The organism is Pseudoselenomonas ruminantium (genome assembly GCF_900113715.1).
GTDB lineage: Bacteria > Bacillota > Negativicutes > Selenomonadales > Selenomonadaceae > Selenomonas_A > Selenomonas_A caprae.
Genome location: NZ_FOQK01000001.1, coordinates 170,941 through 192,970, shown reverse-complemented (window position 1 = coordinate 192,970; position 22,030 = coordinate 170,941). Strand labels below are relative to the sequence as shown.

18 protein-coding genes are annotated in these 22,030 nt (G+C 53.5%); all 18 read right to left on the bottom strand.

The annotated features are described in order from the left end of the window. Window positions 1-238: 238 nt before the first annotated feature. Complete coding sequence (locus BM181_RS00925; protein ID WP_075441551.1) at window positions 239-1,048, bottom strand: hypothetical protein; 810 nt, start codon at window positions 1,046-1,048, stop codon at window positions 239-241. Window positions 1,049-1,057: 9 nt separating this feature from the next. After that, the gene (locus BM181_RS00920; protein ID WP_075441549.1) at window positions 1,058-1,879 is read right to left on the bottom strand and encodes an ImmA/IrrE family metallo-endopeptidase; all 822 of its coding nucleotides are present in this window, start codon (window positions 1,877-1,879) and stop codon (window positions 1,058-1,060) included. Next, window positions 1,879-2,256 carry a helix-turn-helix transcriptional regulator gene (locus BM181_RS00915; protein WP_075441547.1) on the bottom strand — a complete coding sequence of 126 codons (378 nt, stop codon included), beginning with the start codon at window positions 2,254-2,256 and terminating at the stop codon, window positions 1,879-1,881. Before BM181_RS00915 ends, BM181_RS00920 begins: the two co-directional genes overlap by 1 nt. A gap of 236 nt (window positions 2,257-2,492) precedes the next feature. Next, window positions 2,493-6,068 (bottom strand): autotransporter outer membrane beta-barrel domain-containing protein, encoded by a 3,576-nt coding sequence (locus tag BM181_RS00910; RefSeq protein WP_177207136.1) that lies wholly within the window; start codon window positions 6,066-6,068, stop codon window positions 2,493-2,495. Window positions 6,069-6,280: 212 nt separating this feature from the next. Further along, window positions 6,281-6,640, bottom strand: a complete 360-nt coding sequence (locus BM181_RS00900; RefSeq protein WP_075441541.1) for a hypothetical protein — start codon at window positions 6,638-6,640, stop codon at window positions 6,281-6,283. A 324-nt stretch (window positions 6,641-6,964) separates the two neighbouring features. Beyond that, window positions 6,965-8,347: a 23S rRNA (uracil(1939)-C(5))-methyltransferase RlmD gene (gene rlmD / locus BM181_RS00895; RefSeq protein ID WP_075441539.1), complete on the bottom strand. Its 1,383-nt coding sequence runs from the start codon at window positions 8,345-8,347 to the stop codon at window positions 6,965-6,967. 31 nt (window positions 8,348-8,378) lie between these two features. Then, on the bottom strand, window positions 8,379-9,038 hold the full coding sequence (locus tag BM181_RS00890; RefSeq protein WP_075441537.1) for an HAD family hydrolase: 660 nt from the start codon (window positions 9,036-9,038) through the stop codon (window positions 8,379-8,381). Between the two features lie 17 nt (window positions 9,039-9,055). Further along, the gene (locus BM181_RS00885) at window positions 9,056-9,463 is read right to left on the bottom strand and encodes a PaaI family thioesterase (RefSeq protein WP_075441535.1); all 408 of its coding nucleotides are present in this window, start codon (window positions 9,461-9,463) and stop codon (window positions 9,056-9,058) included. Between the two features lie 65 nt (window positions 9,464-9,528). Continuing rightward, entirely contained in the window at window positions 9,529-10,968 is a 1,440-nt protein-coding gene (gene gatB, locus BM181_RS00880) for an Asp-tRNA(Asn)/Glu-tRNA(Gln) amidotransferase subunit GatB (RefSeq protein ID WP_075441533.1), read from the bottom strand. Beyond that, window positions 10,968-12,437 (bottom strand): Asp-tRNA(Asn)/Glu-tRNA(Gln) amidotransferase subunit GatA, encoded by a 1,470-nt coding sequence (gene gatA / locus BM181_RS00875; RefSeq protein WP_075441531.1) that lies wholly within the window; start codon window positions 12,435-12,437, stop codon window positions 10,968-10,970. The genes gatB and gatA overlap by 1 nt, the downstream gene beginning before the upstream one ends. A gap of 17 nt (window positions 12,438-12,454) precedes the next feature. After that, window positions 12,455-12,745 (bottom strand): Asp-tRNA(Asn)/Glu-tRNA(Gln) amidotransferase subunit GatC, encoded by a 291-nt coding sequence (gene gatC / locus BM181_RS00870; RefSeq protein ID WP_033169589.1) that lies wholly within the window; start codon window positions 12,743-12,745, stop codon window positions 12,455-12,457. A 73-nt stretch (window positions 12,746-12,818) separates the two neighbouring features. Continuing rightward, window positions 12,819-13,511, bottom strand: coding sequence for a DNA alkylation repair protein (locus tag BM181_RS00865; RefSeq protein ID WP_075441529.1), 693 nt, complete (start codon window positions 13,509-13,511; stop codon window positions 12,819-12,821). Between the two features lie 19 nt (window positions 13,512-13,530). Next, entirely contained in the window at window positions 13,531-15,972 is a 2,442-nt protein-coding gene (gene priA, locus BM181_RS00860) for a replication restart helicase PriA (RefSeq protein ID WP_075441527.1), read from the bottom strand. A 31-nt stretch (window positions 15,973-16,003) separates the two neighbouring features. After that, window positions 16,004-17,539 carry an ATP-binding response regulator gene (locus tag BM181_RS00855; RefSeq protein ID WP_075441525.1) on the bottom strand — a complete coding sequence of 512 codons (1,536 nt, stop codon included), beginning with the start codon at window positions 17,537-17,539 and terminating at the stop codon, window positions 16,004-16,006. A 93-nt stretch (window positions 17,540-17,632) separates the two neighbouring features. Beyond that, window positions 17,633-19,165, bottom strand: coding sequence for a YifB family Mg chelatase-like AAA ATPase (locus tag BM181_RS00850; RefSeq protein WP_075441523.1), 1,533 nt, complete (start codon window positions 19,163-19,165; stop codon window positions 17,633-17,635). 18 nt (window positions 19,166-19,183) lie between these two features. Continuing rightward, on the bottom strand, window positions 19,184-19,546 hold the full coding sequence (locus tag BM181_RS00845) for a YraN family protein (protein WP_075441521.1): 363 nt from the start codon (window positions 19,544-19,546) through the stop codon (window positions 19,184-19,186). A gap of 26 nt (window positions 19,547-19,572) precedes the next feature. After that, on the bottom strand, window positions 19,573-19,905 hold the full coding sequence (locus tag BM181_RS00840) for an EscU/YscU/HrcU family type III secretion system export apparatus switch protein (protein WP_075441519.1): 333 nt from the start codon (window positions 19,903-19,905) through the stop codon (window positions 19,573-19,575). Between the two features lie 92 nt (window positions 19,906-19,997). Further along, a partial coding sequence (locus BM181_RS00835; protein WP_218150070.1) for a hypothetical protein occupies window positions 19,998-22,030 on the bottom strand: 2,033 nt, incomplete at its 5' end.

The following is a 22,030-nucleotide window of genomic DNA, read 5'->3' as shown; positions in this document are numbered from 1 at the left end:
CAGATGTGATACGTTAAGATGTCGTTCTTTTCCACAAAAAACTCACCGTAAAAAAATTATTACCAACCTGAGCTAACCAGAGACAGCGGAATGCCAAAAATCCCCTGCAACGCAACTGCACATCATAGCTGTAAGCTACGACTTTCTGTCTGTTCCCCTCCTTTCTCCGGATTATTATGCATACAAAAAGGACCATGCTCTCCACATGATCCTTTAATCATTTCATCTATGTTATTTACTATTTATACCTCAAGTTTCCGTTCTGCAGCAACTCCAACTTACCAGCATACATTTCCCTGATTACCTGTTCACATGGAACCTTACACATTTGCATCTGCTTAGATTTATCATGAACTCTGAACGTCGTCTGATGATGTTTCTTGCATTCACTGAGATATGCCTGAAGATAAGGCTCCGCATCCTTTCTCAAGAGAACGCCTTCTTTATATAGCCGCATAAAAGCTGTTAGTACACTAATGCATCTGGCGCTACCAAGACTAACTATCCCACTTCTGGCATTTTTATCATCGGAGCAAAAAACATAGACCTGCTCACCCAATTTTGTACTCAATACCTGAAGAAGTACATAGCTTTTAAGCTCTCCAAGATTCTTCCCTTCACCAATTTCATCACAATCCGCCTTTAGTTCCTGAAGAAACAACTCTTTGGATATCGACAGATAATCCAGTGCTTGCAGTCGTATAAAATTCTCTTCAAAATGACCACTTTTATATGCTTCACATCCATTTCTGAGCATATTTGCATATACTGCCTCAGCAGAATCGGAATAAATGGTATGCAGGTCAGCTATGATTTCTTCATCGGAAATACAATGAACAGAGCCATCAGAAATCTTAGTCTCTAACCACTCAGGAGAATTACCAACATTATGCTTAATCAGTTCTTTCCTTATCTGTTCATGGCAGTAAAATTGATATCTAGGCATTTCCATTATCCGATCAATCAATTTATTCTGATCATCCTTACGAATCAGATGTGCCTTGGAAATGAAATCAGTATCTAGAAGAGCATATTTCTCTTTTGTCATGCGCTCACCTTAACTTTCCTTACGAAAGTCCTTTCTGATTCTCCCCAAGTACTGTTTATCTGATTCCACCCGGCTATCAGTCAGCAAATCATTCTCACTGTTATGCTCCATATCATCAAGCAAACTGCCCAAATATACTAGATTGCTATTAGCCTGCTGCCATCCCAGTGCCTTCCCGGTAAGCTTTATCCTTTCAGACACAAAATCTGCATCCACCATAAGTAGTTCCTTTGTTTTTGCGGGTGAGATATTATGATTCTCCGCCAGCCGTAATACAACCGCTTTATATGGAAGTGCAAACAAATCCATCAAAGTCAAGACATCATCTACAGAAATCCGCTCTCCTACTATACCAAAAAGTTTAAGCTGTTCATCCAACATACTATCCGGCATCAATATTAACCCTGCAAATGCATTGGCTTCCAGGTCTTCCTTTGACACCGCTAACTCATCGACAGTTTTTGAATCTAATAACGATCCACATGTAATCGTATCAGGATCGATATCTTCTGCATAACAGTGTATATGATATAACTCATGAGCTACTGCAAAAATCTGTTTACATATAGCAAGCCCAGAATTAACGCAAAGAAATACTGTACCTTTTTTTACAAATGTAAAAGCCCAAAGTTCATCATCTTTAAACGGATACCTAAGTATTTCTAAAGATAATTCCCTTTTTCGTGCATAATTCGATACTATTCCGAATATAGACTCACGAATAATAGAACTTCCACAATAATTTGCAGTAAAAGATTTAGCCTGAAAATCTATTTTCTCGAACCGTTTTGGCCATTTGCTGAATAAGCTTTCCTCAAAAACATTTCCCATCAATCATCCTCCCAAGCAACCAGCATGGCATTGCCATTTTCGCGGACTCTCTTGTGAAACAAAATCATATCTGAAAGATCATCAGCAATTTGCAGCGCCTGCTTCGCTTGTTCAGACTGAACCTTCCCCATAAATGCATGAACAACATCAGTTACAGAATGTGCTTTAGATATCTGGGTTAGCTCCTCCATCCTCACACCGAGGTAATCTGCAATAGCTTTTAGCTCAACGGCGTTAATCATACGTGTTCCGTTGAGCATCTTATTTACTGTCTGCTTATTTGTTTTAAGTGCATCCGCAAGATTGGTCTGCTTTCTATTGTGTTTTTTTAGCAATACGAGTATATTATTTGCAATCGTTGTATTCATATCAACCATTGATCTTACCTCCCTTTTAATGCGTATTACTCTCTCCTATATTATACAACCGGGAACTATAATAGTCAATATAATAGCTACTTTTACGCATATACGTATTAAAAAGTAACTATTATAATCACCATCTTAATAGACGTAAGTCTCTTTTTGACCTCAGCTTTTCATCATGCCGCTCCCAAGATTCCTGATGCATACATTCCGCCGCCCCACAGACGGCGCATTCTGATGATACAAAGTCACCACATACGTCGCAGTGTCACGGCACACATCGCATCACGGTCGTGGCTGCCACGTTCCAGCACTGCATCGCCGGAAACCGTCCAGCCTGGCGAAAATTCATTTTCGCCACTCAGTGACAGCACCATATGCGTCTTATCCTGCTGACCGCGCATTTCAAAAACAGATGCACCGCCACCAGCAAGACCAAAAGTCACCCGCGGATTAGCACCACTGAAAGCATGCTTGAGCCCCAGCCGCATTGCATAACTGCCCTTGCTTAAATAGCGTTTGAACTCCATTCCCGTCCCAGTGGCAAAATAGGTATTGCCTGCGCTATCGACTCTTTGACCTAATGCACCTGCACCACTTTCCGTATAACCATCCTGCCACAAATGCGACAGTTGCATATTGACATACGGGCTCACATGCCAAGTGGCCACTTTGCCCGCCTGCAAGTCGTGCTTGTATTCACCACCCAATTCCAAGATATGACTGTCGTAATCAGCCTTAGCCACGCCAATGCCTGTTATCCCTCTGCTCAAGTCATTTTTGAGCCAGCCGTGATTCAAGTAAACATAGCTCTCATGCGGGCCGTACTTGTAGCCGGCATATACGCCTAAACGCGTATCCTGCACCTTGCTGCTGGCTGAACCAGCCGCAAAGGAACTGTTGCCATAGCTGACAAAACCGCCCACCCGCCAGTTCTTTCCTGCCGCCTTATCATAACCCAGCGCAAAGGTCGTACCATGATAATTGGCACCACCTTTTAACTCGCCCCAGTTCTTGGCAGTTTTAAGCCAGATATTGTTTTCCACCGGCAAATCAACTTCCGCCCGCATATGCAAACCATCATTGACCGCATTCTCCTCCTCATCAGCTAATTTAGCTGCAGGAACACTGACATCAACATTCTTCCTGGCATAGGCTTCTGCCAGCCGCGCAGACAGTATATGACTGGTCATTGTGTTGGTCTGCGCCATGGCCATGCCATAGGCAGCATTCGGGGAAGATATATCCGTCAAGGCACGAGCTGCTGTTTCCGGTTCCATGGAGAATAATTTACGCAGCTCCCCCTGCTGGGATTTTTCCGCTCCCATACTGTCATACATATTTATCACCGCATCGTAAGTATCGTTTACGGCTGCATCCGTAGCCCCCAAATTGTTGGCGGCTGTCGTTTCTGCTTCAATCGTATTGCCTTGGATATTCCCCTGGGCATTGAGCATGCCTGAAACCGGCATCGCCGTATCGGCATTTTTGATTTTTCCCTTTATGGATGACTCTGATGTAAGGACAGTCTTTTTCTCTCCCGGCAGCATAGAATATGCCGTCACTGTTGACCCGTCAATATGCGCATCACCGGTGACCTTTATCTGGCCGCCTTTACCGCCGCCATAGGCCTGCAGATTGCCATTAGATACCAAATTGCCGTTAATCGTCATATTCTTATCCGCAGACGAAGCTCCGATAGTCCCCGCGCTGATAAGATAGCCTGTGGTATCATCTACAGGAAAATCACCACTCATTTTGCTGACCATATCATTTACGGTATATGTACCGCCAAGCAGTGCTGCATCAGCTGCCACCTGCACACTTGCCACATTGGCAATTCCTTCGTAGGTAAGCGTTCCCGACTGGACATTCAACTTCATATTGTCTTCACCAATGATGTTGCCGTTATAGTACATATCCGTATTGAAATTGAGATTGGTCACCAGGTCAGGGATGTATGTATCGTAATCGTAAGTCCCCTTATACTGGATTTTCAAGGCATCGGTCTCCGCTGCCGACCCTTTTTTTCCCTTTACACCGTTATAAATCCCCTCACAGGCTTCCGCACCAAACTGCTTCCAGTCGGAAGTGATATTCCCTTGAATGCTGGCACCATTATTGATGTTGATATTCTTTACAAAGGCATTCTTGCCAATGTAGATGGCATTCTCACTGCCTGCCAACCTGCCAGACAAGTTGTAGCTGTCAATCAAAGCTCCTTTTAATTCGTCTTTATTCGTATTATAAGTATCCGCATCATCGATCGTTAAGGATAGATTTTCAGCCTTGCCTATTTTGCCATCCGGATTCACACGACGCGTATAACGAATATAGGAACCACGGTACTCATCGCGGGCGCCATTGGAACTGGAGCCAAAGTCAAAGCGCACGCCTGTACCGCCATCGCCTGCAGCAGTCACCGTTCCAGCCTGCTCTACGGTATGGCCGTTGCCATAAGTCACCATCAAGCCATTGCCACACCGCCCGTCAGCATGAATTTCCGTTTTCTGCGGCACAATCAGCGTATTGCCAGTACCATCCACCCGGACTCCCACAGCTCCTGTGCCAGCAGTCAGGATATTAGCATTCTGCGTTACTTTGTTATTCGCCCCATAGATATGCAAACCAATTCCCAAAGGCACCACGCTGTAGGTATTTTTCAGATAAGCAGTCCCCTCCGCATTGCGCTGGGAAAAGCCCTGGTTATTTATGATCGTACCGCCATTGCCATAAATAGACCGGCCAAAATAGGCTTTGCGGTCAAAGTCATAGCCCAAATCCTGCATGACCGCCAGTTCTACCTCCAAAAAGGAAGTATAATTCGTGTAATCGCGATGACTCATCATGCCCGCCGTTTGCAGATGTGAGCCCTCAAATTTATATTTTCCCCTTTCGGTCTGTTCTTCCCAACCATTTATCGGCAAAGCGGAGCGTCCAAAAAATGTCGCCCCATCCAGAACCTCCGTCACATGTTCGCCGACAAAGTATAAATAGCCTTTGCCATCAGGCGTAACCTCTTTATCAACCACCAAACTCTTACTGGGGTCCGTTGCCTCTGCCGATGTCACGATTGGCATTCCCGGCTTGGCCGGATTACCGTTTTGATCCACCAGATGCAACGTCCAGCTGCGTTTGTCTTCTATATAGGGATTAACATAATATCGACCATTTTCCACATGGTCAACAAAAACAATTCCCAGCGCATGTCCCAGTTCGTGGCGGATAGTCCCCACAAAATCATTGGCCTGCTCGTTATTGGTCAGTACGGTATCTGCATCTACCCACCAGCCATCGACGACCCCTGACCTCTCTGCACCTAAGTATTTGCCGATAACGACATTTCCCAAAGCGTATATCCCTTTTGCCAGTGTATCTGCTTTTGCCGCCTCATAACTCAATGACTTGATCGTATCGCCCTCCTGTATTTTATCTGCAAGGAAAAATCCCTGCTTGACGATACTATCATAAGCATTTCTTTTGCCATCTGAATTCAACGAAAAGGTAATCCCCTCAGCACTTTGCTGCCCAAAAGTAGTGATAAATATCTGCCAGGGAGTGGTACTCTTATCCCGCGGCCCCAGTATACCGGTCCAATACGATATACCGTCTACCGTTCCTCGTATAATGGGGGCCGACAGATTGTACAATGCTGGATCTACCAGCCATCGCTCCTTATCTCCTAGCCCCTGCCCCTGACGCAAGAAATATATCTCGGCAAAAGGCTTATCCTGATAATAGGAATACTCTGTTGCCAGATACGGTGATGTCCCCGCCTCACAAGTCATGGACATAGCTAATCCCGACAGTATTGCTGCTGTCAAAGCAGAAACTCTTTTCCCTGACAAAATCCTTTTCCGTCCCATACTGTCCATCCTTCCCTATAAGCACTATACTTCTACACTGTATCCACAATTTCGCGAAACAAATTTGTTTGCCGTATATATTCGTTAGCATAACGGATAATCCCTGCCATAAAAAAACTTCTTCCATGGACAGTTCAACTGCACAGAAGAAGTTTTACAATCATATTCCCTTAATAGAATTTGCCACCATGTGCCAGCCAGCTCATAGCTTCTGTCTCCGACAGTCTCACGCCCTCAATCTGAACGATAATCCGGCTGGAACCATTATGCATATCTTTAATCCGCAAACGGCCAGTCTGCGTCAGGTATCCATTAACCGCTTCGATGACATCATGGTCTTCCAGCGGATAGTCGACAGGGTATTCCAAAACCGTTGCCACCGAATAGCCTTCAGCGGTAAAGATAGCAACTTTCTGTCCATCATCCGTATTGACCAGACCATTGATGCTGCCGCCAGTCATATGCGCCATGCACAGCCCCGACAGAGCCATCATCATAACTGCTACCAAAACCAAGATACGTTTTTTCATAATGATTTCCTCCTCTTGCGCCCTACACTTTCACTGATTTTCTTCTCTTTTATGACTTTATCGGCATAAATATTCATACTCTTAAATATTATTTCAATATCGATATGCCTATGCAACATTGAAAAAACTTATTACTGAAAATCATGTTCGGCAGCTTGCTATCTCAAGCTTCTGTTCTTTATATCCCTGTACTTCAGAAAGTGTTACTCTCCTCAAGAAAAAAAGCCTATGTTCCTATCGTTTCTGATAGGAACACAGGCTTTTCAGCAATGAACCAGCGGCGCAGCTATACGCCCATACCGCTGAGCAGCTTTCCGCTATCGTTTATTCCGCCATCTTCTCTTTCCGCGTCAGCAGGCAGACGCTTTCGACGTGCGAAGTGCACGGAAACATATCCACAGGCTGGACTTTTTCGGCTTTGTAGCCGAGTTCGTCCAGGAGGGCGATGTCGCGGGCTAGGCTGGCAGGGTTGCAGGAGACATAGACGATGCGGTCTGGTTTCATGTTGGCAAAGGTTGCCAGTACCGTCGGCGTGCAGCCGGCACGCGGCGGGTCGACGACTACGACATCGGCTCTTACGCCCTGCTTATAGAGCCGTGGCATGACCTGGGTCGCGTCGCCAACGATGAATTCAGCGTTGCGCACGTTGTTGTCCCGCGCGTTTTTCTGGGCATCGTGGATAGCTGGTTTCACGATTTCGATACCGATGACGCTTCTGGCCTTCTGGGCAAGGAACAGGGTTATCGTTCCCGTGCCGCAGTAAGCATCGATGACCGTTTCCTGACCGGTCAAATTGGCAAATTCCAGGGCCTTGTTATAGAGCACCTCTGCCTGGGCCGTATTGACCTGGAAGAAGGATCGCGGCGAGATATGGAAGTTCAGGCGGCCGATGCTATCCTGGATGGTCGGGCGGCCCCAGAGGAGTTTCGTATCGCGTCCCATGATGACGTTGTTGTGATAGGTCTGGATATTCTGATGGATGCTGACGACCTTCGGCAGTTTCGCCCGCAGCATCTTGACGAATTCTTTCTCTCGCGGCATGGTCTTCGTAGCCGTCACGATGACCACCATGATGTCGCCGTTCTTGCCCACGCGGCCCACCACATGACGCAGGACGCCGGTATGCTTGTCCTCGTTGTAAACGGGGATATTGAGCTTGGTGACGATTTCGCGCACGGCATTGACCACATCATTATTGCCTTCCTTCTGGATATGGCAGTCGGTGGTATCGATGATTTCGTGGCTACCCTGGGCGAAGCAGCCGATGATGGTCTTGCCCTTCTCCCGGCCGATGGGGAACTGCATCTTGTTGCGGTAGTTCCACGGCGTTGCCGCGCCGATTGTCTGCTCCACGAAAAGATCCGGCTGTTTGCCGATGCGCGTGACAGCGTCGATGACCTGCTGGCGTTTGGCCTTGAGCTGGGCCATATAGTCAAGGTGCTGCAGCTGGCAGCCACCGCATTTGTCATAGATGCTGCAAACGGGTTCTACGCGGTCGGCGCTCTTCGTGAGGATTTTCGTCACCTGGCCCTTGGCGTAAGTCTTTTTGACTTCGGCAATGACTGCTAGGACTTTCTCCCCCGGCAAAGCGTAAGGCACAAAGACCGTGAAGTCCTGATAGCGGCCTACGCCTTCGCCGCTCGTACCGAGCGTCTTGATTTCAATCTCGTATGATTTTCCTTTTTCGACGGGAACTTGTTTTCTCATTACGATGTTTTCCTCTTTCTTTCAATCTTGCTTAAAATTCCAGTTGCTCAAAAAGCTCCATGGGTTTATCCAAGAGCACTTTGGCACCGGTTTCCACGAGTTCCTTCCGCGGACGGAACCCCCAGGTTACGCCGACGGGCAAAAAGCCTGCGTTGCGGGCGGTTTCCATGTCGACGCTCGTATCGCCGAAATAAGCGACTTCTTCGGGCTTGACGCCCATTTTGGCTGCAATTGCCAGCACTTTTTGCGGGTCCGGCTTGCGCGGCAGGCCCGGACGATCGCCGATGATTTCCACAAAGGTATGCTTTGCCAAAAGTTTTTGGCAGACTTCGTCCGCCGCCGACTGGTGCTTATTGGTACATATTCCCAGCGGAATGTTTTTTTCCTGCAACGTCTGGAGCATTTCCTCGATGCCGGCATAGCATTTTGTCTTGTGTGTCAAATTCTTGTCATAGCAGGCCTTATAACGGGCCAGTGCCTCATCGACCAAGGAAGAATCCTTGGACTTGTCCTGCGGCAGGCAACGCTCAATGAGCTTGCGCGAACCATTGCCGACAAAATAGCGGTATTCCTCGATGGTATGCGTAGGAAAGCCGTAGCTTGCCAGCATTTCATTAGCGCTGTCGCCTAAATCTGCCAGCGAATCGATAAGCGTGCCGTCCAAATCAAAGATTGCTGCTTTATACTTCATGGTATCGCCTCTTTTTCTCAGTCCACCAATGCCATCTTGGCTGTGCCTTCGGCCGTAACCGTGCCATCAGCCAGGGCAATCGTCGCCTTCATGTTGACAAAGCTGCCGCGGCGCGATTCTTCCCAGCCAGTGATCACGAGTTGCTCTCCCACCGGCGTCGGTTTGCGATAGCGCACATCAAGTCGCGCTGTCACCGCCTTTTCCCCGGCCGAATAGAGATAGCCGCCCATGGCTTCGTCCAGCATCGTCGTGACGATACCGCCATGCACGACTCCTTCATAGCTCTGATATTCATGCGGCAGGGTCTTTTCGGCCACATATTTTTCCGCGGTAAAATGGAAATCGAGATGCAAGCCGATGGGATTATCCGGGCCGCAGGCAAAGCAATAGGTTTCTCCGGGCATTTTTTCTTTTGTGCTTGGCATGGTGTTCTCCTTTCTAAAATAGAATACGCCTTCCCCGCAGGGAAGGCTGTTATTCTCCGTTACTGTCAGTTCAGTTTCTCGGCCAGCAGCTTGTTGACCATCTGCGGGTTGGCTTTGCCCTTCGAGGCCTTCATGACCTGGCCGACCAATGCGCCGATGGCTTTCTTGTTGCCACCCTTGTAGTCGTCAACGGCTTTCTGGTTATTGGCGATGACTTCATCGACAATGCCTTCGATAGCCTTCGTATCCGTGATCTGTACGAGGCCCTTGTCCTTGACGATTTTTTCCGGACTGTCCGGATTCGTCAACATTTCCTTGAAGACTTTCTTCGCAATCTTACCGGAAATCGTATCCTTCATGATCAGCTGAATCATTTCGCCCAGGCGTTTCGCGTCAACCGGGGATTGGCTGATATCAATGCCAGCGGCGTTGAGTTCCTTGGAAAGGTCGCCCATAATCCAGTTGGCGGCCAGTTTCGGGTCAGCGCCCTCAGCGATGACGGCATCGAAATACTCAGCCATAGCGCGCGAGCTCGTGATGATGCCGGCATCGTAATCCGACAGGCCGTATTCGCTTTCGAGACGGGCGCGGCGGGCATCCGGGAGCTCCGGCAGTTCGCTGCGGTATTTCTCGATGGTTTCCTCGCTCGTGACGATTGGCGGCAAATCTGGCTCCGGCATGTAGCGGTAGTCATGGGCATTTTCCTTGCTGCGCATGGAAAGCGTGATGCCGCGAGCTGGGTCAAACGTACGGGTTTCCTGTACGATATGGCCGCCATCCTCGAGGACCTCTTCCTGACGCTCAATCTCGTAGTTGATAGCATCTTCGAGGTTCTTGAAGGAGTTGATGTTCTTCATCTCCGTACGGGTGCCGAGCTCCTTGGAGCCGACCGGACGCAGGGAAACGTTGATGTCAGCACGCAGGTTGCCCTCCTCCATGCGGCAGTTGGAAACATCAATGTACTCCATGATGGATTTGATTTTCTCCATATAGGCACGCGCTTCTTCCGCCGAGCTCATATCCGGCTCGGAGACAATCTCGAGAAGCGGCACACCGGTACGGTTGTAGTCAACGTTTGACGAGGACGAATCCTTGATGGTCGTACCCGAGTGAACGAGCTTGCCCGCATCCTCCTCCATGTGAATACGCGTCAGGCGGATGCGTTTCCTCTTGCCCTCGACATCGATATCGACCCAGCCATGCTCAGCGATCGGCAGGTCGTACTGAGACGTCTGCCAGTTTTTCGGCAGGTCCGGATAGTAGTAGTTCTTGCGGTCAAACTTGCTGTACTTGTTGATTTCGCAGTTCGTAGCAAGACCAGCCTTGATACCGAATTCTACGACGCGCTTGTTGATGGTCGGCAGTACGCCTGGCATGCCAAGGCAGACCGGGCAGACATGCGTATTCTGATCCGCACCGAATGTCGTGGCACAGCCACAGAAGATTTTCGTATTGGTTTTCAGTTCACAATGTATTTCAAGACCGATTACGGCTTCGTATTTCATCAGTTGTTACCTCCCAGCTTGGCCATCTCGTTGTGGTAGTTCTGGCTCTGCTCATACGTGTAGGCAGCACGGATGATGGTTTCCTCATCGAGCGCCTTGCCGATGATCTGCAGACCAATCGGCATCCCCTGGCTGCTGTAACCGCACGGAATCGACATGCCCGGCAGGCCAGCGAGGTTCAAAGGAACCGTGCAGGCATCCTGCAGGTACATCTGCAGCGGATCCGAAACCATCTCGCCAATCTTGAAGGCCGGCGTCGGTGCCGTCGGTGCCATGATGACATCGACTTTCTGGAAGGCCTCATTGTAGTCCTGCTGTACCAGCGTGCGGACCTTCATAGCCTTGAGGTAGTAGGCATCGTAATAACCAGCTGACAGCGCGTAGTTGCCGATGACGATACGGCGCTTGACTTCTTCGCCGAATTTTTCCGTACGGGTCTTCGTCATCATGCCGACCAGATCATCGCTCTCGACGCGCTCACCATAGCTTACACCATCGTAGCGCTGCAGATTCGTAGCCGCCTCAGCCGGTGCAATCAGATAGTAGGCCGAAATGGCATATTTCGTATGCGGCAGGGAAATCTCGACGATTTCTGCGCCAAGCTCTTTGTATTTCTCGATAGCGGCCCGGACGGTCTTTTCGACTTCCGGATCCATGCCATCGACAAAATACTCTTTCGGCAGACCGATTTTCAGGCCTTTGACGTCCTCCACGAGGGCCTTGGTAAAATCGGGAACCTCTGCCTCACTCGACGTGGAGTCCATCTCGTCATGACCGCAGATGATGTTGAGGATATTGGCGCAGTCCGTAACATCGCGCGTCAGCGGGCCAATCTGGTCCAGCGACGAAGCATAGGCCACCAAGCCATAGCGGGAAACGCGGCCATAGGTCGGTTTCATGCCGACGACACCGCAGAAGGATGCCGGCTGGCGAATCGACCCACCCGTATCGGAGCCCAGCGCCCAGATGGACGTACCAGCGGCAACCGAAGCCGCACTGCCGCCCGAGGAACCACCCGGCACGCAGTCCGTATTCCACGGATTGCAGGTCGGATGATAGGCGGAGTTCTCCGTCGAACCGCCCATGGCGAACTCATCCATGTTGAGTTTGCCGAGGATGACCGGATTCTGCGCCTTGATTTTCGTCATAGCCGTAGCATCATAAGGCGGCACGAAGTTCTCCAGGATTTTCGATGCGCACGTCGTCTTGATTCCCTTGGTGCAGATGTTGTCCTTGATTGCGCCCGGAATACCTTCGAGGAAGGAAATCTCCTCACCGCTGGCAATCTTTTCGTCGACAGCCTTCGCCTGTGCCAGTGCCTCATCGCGCGTGATGGTGAGGTATGCCTTGACATCGCCCTCGACTTCATCGATGCGTGCCAGGACATCTTCGGTCAGCGCTACTGCCGTAATCTCTTTATTCACGAGCATGTCATGGAGGACATGCGCCGGTTTCTCATATAATCTCACGTTCGTTCCTCCCCTGCTTAGTCCTCGAGTACCTTCGGTACCTTGAAATAGCCGTCTTCCTTGAGCGGTGCGTTGGCAAGAGCAGCCTCACGGTCAAGGGACTCTTTTACCACGTCCTCACGGAACACGTTCTGCATCGGCAGGGCATAAGTAGTCGGCTTGACGTCTTTCGTGTCAAGCGCCGACAGATTATCCATATACGTCAGGATCTTATCGAGCTGGCCCAGATATTTCTCCTCCTGCTCCTCGGCAATCGCGAGGCGGGAAAGAACGGCCACGTTCTGCAAGTCTTCTTTAGTAACTTTCATTTTCTCACCATCCATAGATGTTAATTGTTTGCATAAAAAAATACCCTACTAGTATATCACAAATACAGACCGGCTAAAAGGTTTTGATTTTCAGCGTCCGCAGATGTTCTTTATGTGCGGCACTTACCCGTCGGCTTTCGCAGGCCTTTTGGATGGCCTTGTTATGCGTCCAGGGCGCGAGCTGCTTGTTTTCGATGACGGGCAGTGCTTCCTCATACTGCTTGGCCAGAGCTGTGGCAAAGTACCAGGCAATCATCATGTTGACATAATACTCCTCGGAGCGGATCTGTGCCGTCATCGCCAAATATGACCGGTCAAAATCCTCGTCGAGGAAATGAGCCATCAGCATGCCGATGGCAAAGCGCACCGCATAGGTATCCTCCGCAGCCAGCCACCGCTTTATCTGCAGCAGCAGTTCAGGCCGGTGCTTGGAAAACACTTTCGGCGACATCTGGTCGCAGGTAGCCCAGTTATCCACATAGGGAAAGAACGCATCCACATAAGCCAGGCATCGGTCAAAATCCTTTTCCGCTGACAGGATGAACGCATGCAGTTGGTTTTCCTCATGGTACAGATGGGGCAGAGCCTCCAGGAACCCCGCGGCCTCCCCTGCCGCCATGATCTCCTTGGCCAGCTGGCGCAGCGCCGGAGTCCGCACACCGATGATCTTTGCCGGCGCTACCGTTGGGATCAGCTTGGCACTGAAGGCCTGATACCCTTCATCCTGCAGCGCAAAGAGTTTTTCCTGTATCTTCGTCCTTGTCACTTTATCATCCCCCGCTATCTCATAGCATAGTTATCGGGTCGATGTCGATGGCGACATCGGTGCGCAGGTGAAGGCCCTGCGCACGCAGGAAGGCCTGCACCGCCGGAAGGTCAGCCGTCTTTATGAGCACCACAAAGCGATAAATGCCGCGCAGCCGCGCAATCACCGCAGGCGATGGGCCGATGGCCTGCTGGCGCTTGTCGCCGCGGAACTGTTGCTGGAAAGCGGCGATCAGCTGTGCTGCCCCGCTGCGGGCAGCCTGCTCATCCTCATTCTGGTATAAGAGCTTGACAAGCCGGCTGTACGGCGGATAGAAAAGCTGCTGCCGCAGCTTCAGCTCCTGCGCATAAAAGCCTTCGTAATCCTGCACTATGCCGCAGGTCACGGCATAGTGCTCGGGATTGTACGTCTGGATGATGACGCGCCCCTGTTCCGTATGGCGTCCGGCCCGGCCTGCGGTCTGCGTGATGAGCATGAAACAACGCTCGGCCGCCCGGAAGTCCGGCAGATTGAGGCTCGAATCCGCGCTGATGATGCCGACTGCCGTGACATTGGGGATATCGTGCCCCTTGGCGACCATCTGCGTGCCGAGCAGGATGTCGTACTCCTGCCGCCGGAATCTCGCCAGGATTTCCTGATGGGCAAACTTCGTATTGGTCGTATCGCGGTCCATGCGGATGACCCGTGCCGACGGCACGACCTGATGGAGCTCCTGCTCGAGCTTTTCCGTCCCTGAGCCGAAGTATTTGATATAACGGCTGCCGCATTTGGGGCAGGTATCGGGGATGGGCTCCGTCACATCACAGTGATGGCAGGCGAGCCGCCCCGGCCTGCCTCCCACGCCCTGATGATAGACGAGTGGCAGGCCGCAAAGCTTGCATTTGATGACCTCGCCGCAAGAGCGGCACATGACAAAGGTCGAAAAGCCGCGGCGATTGAGCATGATGATGAGCTGCTGCCTTTTCGCTATGGTCTGCTCAATGAGCTGCTGCAAGGGGCGCGACATGATATGGCGGTTGCCCAGCCGCAGCTCCTGCCGCATGTCCACGCATTTGACCAGCGGCAAAGGCAGGTTGCCGATGCGCTTGGTCAGCGTCAGCAAGGTAAGCTCGCCCTGCCTTGCGCGGTGATACGACTCCAGCGACGGCGTCGCACTGCCGAGCAGCAGGAGGCCCCCATGGATATGTGCGAGCTCTTCCGCCACGACGCGCGCATGATAGCGCGGCGACTCGTCCTGCTTGTAGGACATGTCCTGCTCCTCATCCATGATGATAAGGCCGACATCCTCCGCCGGCGTGAACAGCGCCGAACGCGCACCGATGATGATGCCCGCACCGCCGCGGCGCACGCGCAGGATGGCATCGTTGCGCTCAGCCAGCGACAGGCGGCTGTGCATGACGACGATATCATCGGGGAAGTACGCCTTGAACGCCGTGACGACCTGACCGGTCAAAGCGATCTCTGGCACCAGCACGATGACCTGCCGTCCGAGCCTGCGCGCTCGCTCAGCCATCTCGATATAGACCTGTGTCTTGCCGCTGCCCGTGACCCCCTTGAGCAGAAAGCCTTGATACGCATGGGCAGAAAGCGCCGGTTCCATAGCCCGCACCGCTGCTGCCTGCTCCTCTGTCAATTCGACCCTCTGCCTGTCGGCCTGCACATCGCCATAGCTATCCCGCAGCACGCGCCGCTGGCGGATCTCTGCAAGGCCAGCCTCTGCCAGATTCCTGACTGTCGCGGAAGAAACCTTCGCCGCCTTGAGGTCGGCCATCGCCAACGTCTGCTCAGGGGCGGCCGCCAAGAGTTCCAGCAGATGGAGCTGGGCTTTTTTCCGCTTGTATCCTTCCCGGATCTGACCGGTCAATTGACAAGTCAACACCACGAGCTTCTCATAGCGGGCATTATCGCGCTTCTGGGCCGCATACTCCTTGCGCAGAACCTTATACTGTACGAGCTTTTCCAGGATGGACGGCAATTCCTCCTTGACCTCCGGCAGGGCTCTGGCAATCGCATTCCTCCCCTGGGGCCCCTGGTCTGCCAGATACTGATAGACCACACGGTACATCGGCATCTGCAGCAGGATATGGCCGCCTTCCTCTTCCACCGCCTCATACTGTACCGATATCTTTAGCCCGCTCTTGCCCGGCATGAACAGCCGCATCATCTCCGCCAGCGAGCAGAGATAAAAATCCGCCAGCCACTTGGCCGCCTTGATCATCGCCGGCGTGAACCAGCACTCCTCATCGATGGCCGCCTCGATGGACTTCAGTTTCAGTCCCTCCAGCTCAGCTTCTGCCTTATCCGCCACCGCCAGGATAAAGCCCTCGACCTTGCGCCCGCCAAAGGGCACAAAAACACGCCAGCCGGCTTCCAGAAAGGAGAGCTCGGCTGGCACGCTGTAAGTATAAGCTTTTGCTATGCTCTTTACCGGTATATTGACAAATACGCTTGCCGTCAGCATCTACTGCACCATCCAACTATTATTGCTTTTCTCATTTTCCCGTCACTCTTGCCTGTATGAGTTCACTTAGGCGGCCAAACAGCTCGTGCACAGCCACAGGCTTGAGCAGATAGTCCGTCATGCCCGCTGTCCTGGCCCGCTGCCGGTCGTCCATCTCGCCGTCCCCTGACAGCCCGAGGATTGGCACCTGCTGGGCATCAGCGCGCGACATCGCCCGGATGGCCCGCGTCGCCTTGATGCCGTCCATGATGGGCATGCGCATATCCATGAGCACCGCAGCAATGCTGCCCAGTGCCGACTGGGCGAAGGCCTCGATGCCCTGCTGGCCATCGGCCACTGCAATGACCTTTGCCTTCTGCATCAGCAGGAGATTTTCCATGAGCTCCCGATTGATCTCATTATCCTCACAGAGCAGGATCGTCTTGCCTGCAAGCTGCGGATAACTCTGTGTATGCTCTTCGTAAACCGGCAGCTGCTTCTGCCCCGGTGGCAACGTGAGCCACAAATCAAACCGCGTCCCTTTGCTCTTTTCACTCTCCACATCGATGCGGCCACCGAGCACCTCCACGAGCTGCTTGACGATGGCCATGCCCAGCCCCGTCCCCTCCAGCGTGCGGGTCAGCTTGGTGCGCTCCTGCGCAAACGGCTGGAAAAGCTTCGGCAGGAAGTTCGCATCCATACCAATGCCGTTATCAGCTACGATGATATGACAATTATAGCCATCGCCGAAATCGAGCGGTCCCTCCATCGAGAGCGTCACCGTACCGCCTGCCGGCGTGTACTTGATGGCATTGGACAATAGATTCATCAGCACTTTCTGCAGCTTGAGCTGATCGATATAGACATCCTGGAACCGCATATTCTCGAGCTTGATGCGGAAATTGACCTGCTTGATCTCGGCATTGGCATGGGCGGCCACGACCACCGTGTCGAGCAGGCTGTCGATGTTGATGTTCTCCGGCTCCATCTCCAGCTTGCCGCTGGCGATCTTGCTAAGGTCCAGCGTCTCATTGATAAGCGACAGCATGAATCTGCCCGTCGTGCGGATCTTCTCCAGATACTCCTCGCGCTTCTGCCCGTTGGTGCGCATGGCCAGCTCGGTGAAGCCCAGGATGCCATTGAGCGGCGTCCGCATCTCATGGCTGACATTCGAGATGAATGCCGCCTTGGCAGCCATCTCATGCTCAGCAGCCAGGATCTTCTCATTGCGCTTGCGATCGGTGACATCGCTTAGGAAATGGGCACAGGCCAGGCGCCCGTGCCAATCGACGCCCTTCTTCTCGATGTTCAGATACGTATCGTCGCGCATGTCATGACGGATCAGCTCCTGCCGCGTTCCCAGCTTCATCTTGCGCAGCTGGCAGTCCGCGCAGAGACCGCTGTGCCCAAACATGTAATCATAACAGGTATGGCCAGCGTAATCGCCATGGCGTTTGCTATGCACCCGCGCTGCCTTGTTCGCATACAAGAGCTCCTGCGTCTCGACATCGCAGACATAGACAATGGTATCCATATTCTCGAGCAGGTCTGCCATAAGATCCTGCGCTTCGTTTTTTTTCATCTCCATGCCGATCACCGCCCCTCGTGTCTTCATGTTCTGTTATAAAAATTATACACGATAGGCCGCAAAAATAAAAGATTTTATCCGCCGTGCTGCCGCTCATTCCTGATTCAAGCCCATATCGTTGCGCAGCTGGATGGCCTCCGCAATCTGCGCTGCCGCGATGGTCTCTTCCCCTGCCAGATCCGCGATAGTCCGCGCCACCTTGATGATGCGGTCATAGGAGCGCGCCGACAGCAACAACTGCTGGAATGCCTGCTCCAGCAGCTGCTGCGCCTCTGCCGTCAGCTGGCATTCCCTGCAGATGATGGCATGGGTCATCTGGGCATTGCAGAACAGGCCGTAGCGGCGCAGCCGGCGATGCTGCCGAGCCCTTGCGTCCTCTACCCGTGCCCGGATGACCGCCGACGGCTCCGCCTTATGGCTGGACGAAAGCTCCCGGTATTCCACGCGTGGCACGCGGATATGGATATCGATGCGGTCAAGCAGCGGCCCTGATATGCGCCGCGTATAGCGCTTGATCTCGCCCGGCGTGCACGTACAGTCGTGGTCCTTATCCCCTTGATACCCGCAGGGGCATGGATTCATAGCTGTCACCAGCATGATGCTCGAGGGATACGTGAGCGTCGCATGTATGCGTGACACGGTGATCCGTCTGTCTTCTACGGGCTCGCGCAGCACTTCGAGAGTTTTCTTGCTGAACTCCGGCAGCTCATCGAGGAACAGGACACCATGATGCGCCAGCGTGACCTCGCCAGGGCGCGGGATGCTGCCGCCACCGATCATGGCCGTCATCGAGGTCGTATGATGCGGGCTGCGGTACGGGCGCTTCGTGATAAGGCCCCCGTTGTGCGGCAGCAGGCCGGCAATGCTGTATATCTTCGTGACTTCCAGTGCCTCCTCGCGCGACAGGCGCGGCAGGATCGTGCTGACCCGCCGGGCCAGCATTGTCTTGCCCGAGCCTGGCACACCAACCATCAAAACGTTATGGCCGCCAGCCGCGGCAATCTCCAGGGCGCGCTTCGCCTGATACTGCCCCTGCACATCCGCAAAATCATCCAGCATCTCCTCGGCCGGCGGAGCCGCAGCTGCCGCATCCGGCTTCGCCGCCTCGAGACGCTCCTCGCCATTCAGGAACTGCACCAGCTGCAAGAGATTGTCGAGCGCATAGACCTTGATGCCGTCGACCAGCAACGCCTCATTGGCATTTTCCCGGGCCACAAACAATTCCGTCAGCCCCTTGTCCCGTGCCGTTATCGCCATGGGCAGGATCCCACGGACACCGCGGCACTCGCCCTCCAGGGATAATTCTGCGGCCAGCAGCGCCTTTGCCAGGCTGTCAGCCGGTATCACGCCGTAAGCGGCCAGCAGCCCCATCGCTATCGGCAGGTCAAGGCCGGAACTGTCCTTGCGAATGTCGGCAGGTGCCAGATTGATTGTCACCTTTTCCTGCCGCAGCTGGATGCCGCAATTGCGGATGGCTGTCCGCACACGCTCCTTCGCTTCCTTCACTGCGGCATCGGGCAAGCCCACGATCTCAAAGCCTGGCAGCCCCGCAGCCGAATCCACCTCGACATCGATGATGAGCCCGTCCACCCCCATGGTCGTCGCCCCATACGTCCGTGCAAACATATCAAAGCCTCCCCGCTCTCAAGTCTCAAATGCCCCAGGTATATGGCGTATCTCCCAACCGCCCACCGGACGGGCATATACCTCCACAACATCAAAACGGCAGAGACACCTGTCCTCTAGGTGTCTCTGCCGTAAAAACCAGCGCGCCGTCTGGATGATCTTCTGTTGTTTGTGATACGTCACCGCCTGTGCCGGCGTACCACAGCCCAGCCCCCGGCGCGTCTTCACTTCCACGAAGACCACCAGCTCCTGTTTCGCCGCCACGATATCGATCTCGCCTGCAGGCACACGGAAATTGCGCGCACAAATCCTGTAGCCTTGCCGCGTCAGATAATCGGCCGCTGCTTGCTCGCCTTGACTGCCCAAAACCTTGTTGTTCATCTGCCGTACCCTCTTCTCTTCCACGATCAGAGACGGACTTCAGGCACTTTCTCCTTCTTGGCCTTCTTGTCGATGCGATAGACATAGGCCATGACCTCCGCAATCGTCCGGTATAGCTCCGGCGGTATTTCCCGATCGATATCAAGCGCCATCAGCATGCTGACCAGCGTCTTGTTCTGATAGACAGGAACGCTGTTCTGCTGCGCCGCCGCAAGGATATTCTCGGCAACATGGCCGCGGCCCTTCGCCACAACCTTCGGGGCCTTGTCCCTTTCCATATCGTATTTGAGCGCTACCGCCTGCTGGGGCACATCCGGGTTGGTCTCCGGCTCTTCCTGTAACTGCTGCCTTGGTTTCATATCCCTATCACCTGCCTGAATGCCTCTTTACGGTCACATTATAAGTTGTTATTGTTTACTCGTCAAGGACATTATTTATTATCGATGTGGACTCACATAAAGCGTCGCTCACCAGCGGCGCCGATTTTCAGATCATTGAGCTTGAGCGCCGAGTCTTTGAGCGACTCACGCAAAGCCTTCGCCTGCTCACGGAACTCAGCCGCTGACTCCGGATTCGAGAAGAACACGCGCAGATCAAGCTCCGTCTCATTGAAGACACGGCAGGTAAGTTCTACCGCCCCGATGTTATCGGTCAGCACGCAAAGCCGCAGCCATGTCTCCTTCTTCATCTCCCCAGTCTCCGGGTCCGGCTGCTTCTCATCGTAGACATGGATATAGGAAGGATACGTGCTCTCCTCGCCCATATACATCGGCAGCATGAAGTTCAGCGACCGCTGTCCCTGCACCGAGGAATTATCGCCGCCCATCGCATTGCGCATGGAAAGCACCAAGAGCGCCACGTCCTTGCCAGCCCGCTTGAGCTGGCGGGCGGTCATGCGCTTGGCAAAGGTCATATCACAAAGCTGCATGAAGGCCCACAGACGCGGCAGATCCGGAAGGTTCTGCTGCACGGCCGCCTGCTGCACCGTTGCCGGCACATTCTGCTGGCAGAGACGGATCAGCTGCTGCAGCTGCTTGGCATCCTTATCGCTCAAGGTACTGCTTTGTCCATTGACAAAATTCTGCAGCAAAGTCAGATCCTTCTGGCTCATCTCCGCATTCTTCAGCAAGAGCTGCGCCAGGCTTTTCATCGTGTTCATCGCCTGCTGCGTGTTTTCCATGGTCTGGCTCATCAGCTGTGCTTTTGCCAGCTGCATCGCCGCCTGCTGGCTCTGCGGCTGGCTTGCCGGCTGCTGTCCCTGCGGCTGATTGGCTGCCTGCGATTGCTGACCTGCTTGTGTCTGCGCCTGCCCTTGCATTTGCGGCTGGCCTTGCATTTGCGGCTGGCCCGCCTGAGCCTGGCCATTCTGTCCTGCCTGCTGGCCACTGGCCGCATTTCCGCTTCCCTGCGGTGCATTCTGCGCCTGCGGCTGATTGGCTGCCTGTGATTGCTGGCCTGCTTGTGTCTGCGCCTGCCCTTGCATCTGCGGCTGGCCCGCTTGGGCCTGGCCGTTCTGCCCTGCCTGCTGTGCTGCCGTACCGGCTGGCTGGCCACTGGCCGCACTCCCGCCTCCCTGCGGTGCATTCTGCGCCTGCGGCTGATTGGCTGCCTGCGACTGCCGGCCTGCTTGTGTCTGCGCCTGCCCTTGCATTTGCGGCTGGCCCGCCTGAGCCTGGCCATTCTGTCCTGCCTGCTGTGCTGCCGTACCGGCTGGCTGGCCACTGGCCGCATTCCCGCTTTCCTGTGCTGCATTCTGCGCCTGCGGCTGATTGGCTGCCTGCGATTGCTGGCCTGCTTGTGTCTGCGCCTGCCCTTGCATCTGCGGCTGGCCCGCCTGGGCCTGGCCATTCTGTCCTGCCTGCTGTTCTGCTGTGCCTGCCTGCTGGCCACTGACCGCATTCCCGCTTCCCTGCGGTGCATTCTGCGCCTGCGGCTGATTGGACTGATTAGCTGCCTGCGACTGCCGGCCTGCTTGTGTCTGCGACTGCCCTTGCATTTGCGGCTGGCCCGCCTGAGCCTGGCCATTCTGTCCTGCCTGCTGTTCTGCTGTGCCTGCCTGCTGGCCACTGACCGCATTCCCACTTCCCTGCGGTGCATTCTGCGCCTGCGGCTGATTGGACTGATTAGCTGCCTGCGAGCCTGCCTGCGACGGCTGGCCTGGCTGTGCCTTCCCTTGCACTTGCGGTTGCCCCGCCTGGGCCTGACCGTTCTGCCCTGCCTGCTGTGCGGCTGTACCAGCTGGCTGGCCACTGGCCGCATTCCCGCTTCCCTGCGGTGCATTCTGCGCCTGCGGCTGATTGGACTGATTAGCTGCCTGCGAGCCTGCCTGCGACGGCTGGCCTGGCTGTGCCTTCCCTTGCACTTGCGGTTGCCCCGCCTGGGCCTGACCGTTCTGCCCTGCCTGCTGTGCGGCTGTACCAGCTGGCTGGCCACTGGCCGCATTCCCGCTTCCCTGCGGTGCATTCTGCGCCTGCGGCTGATTGG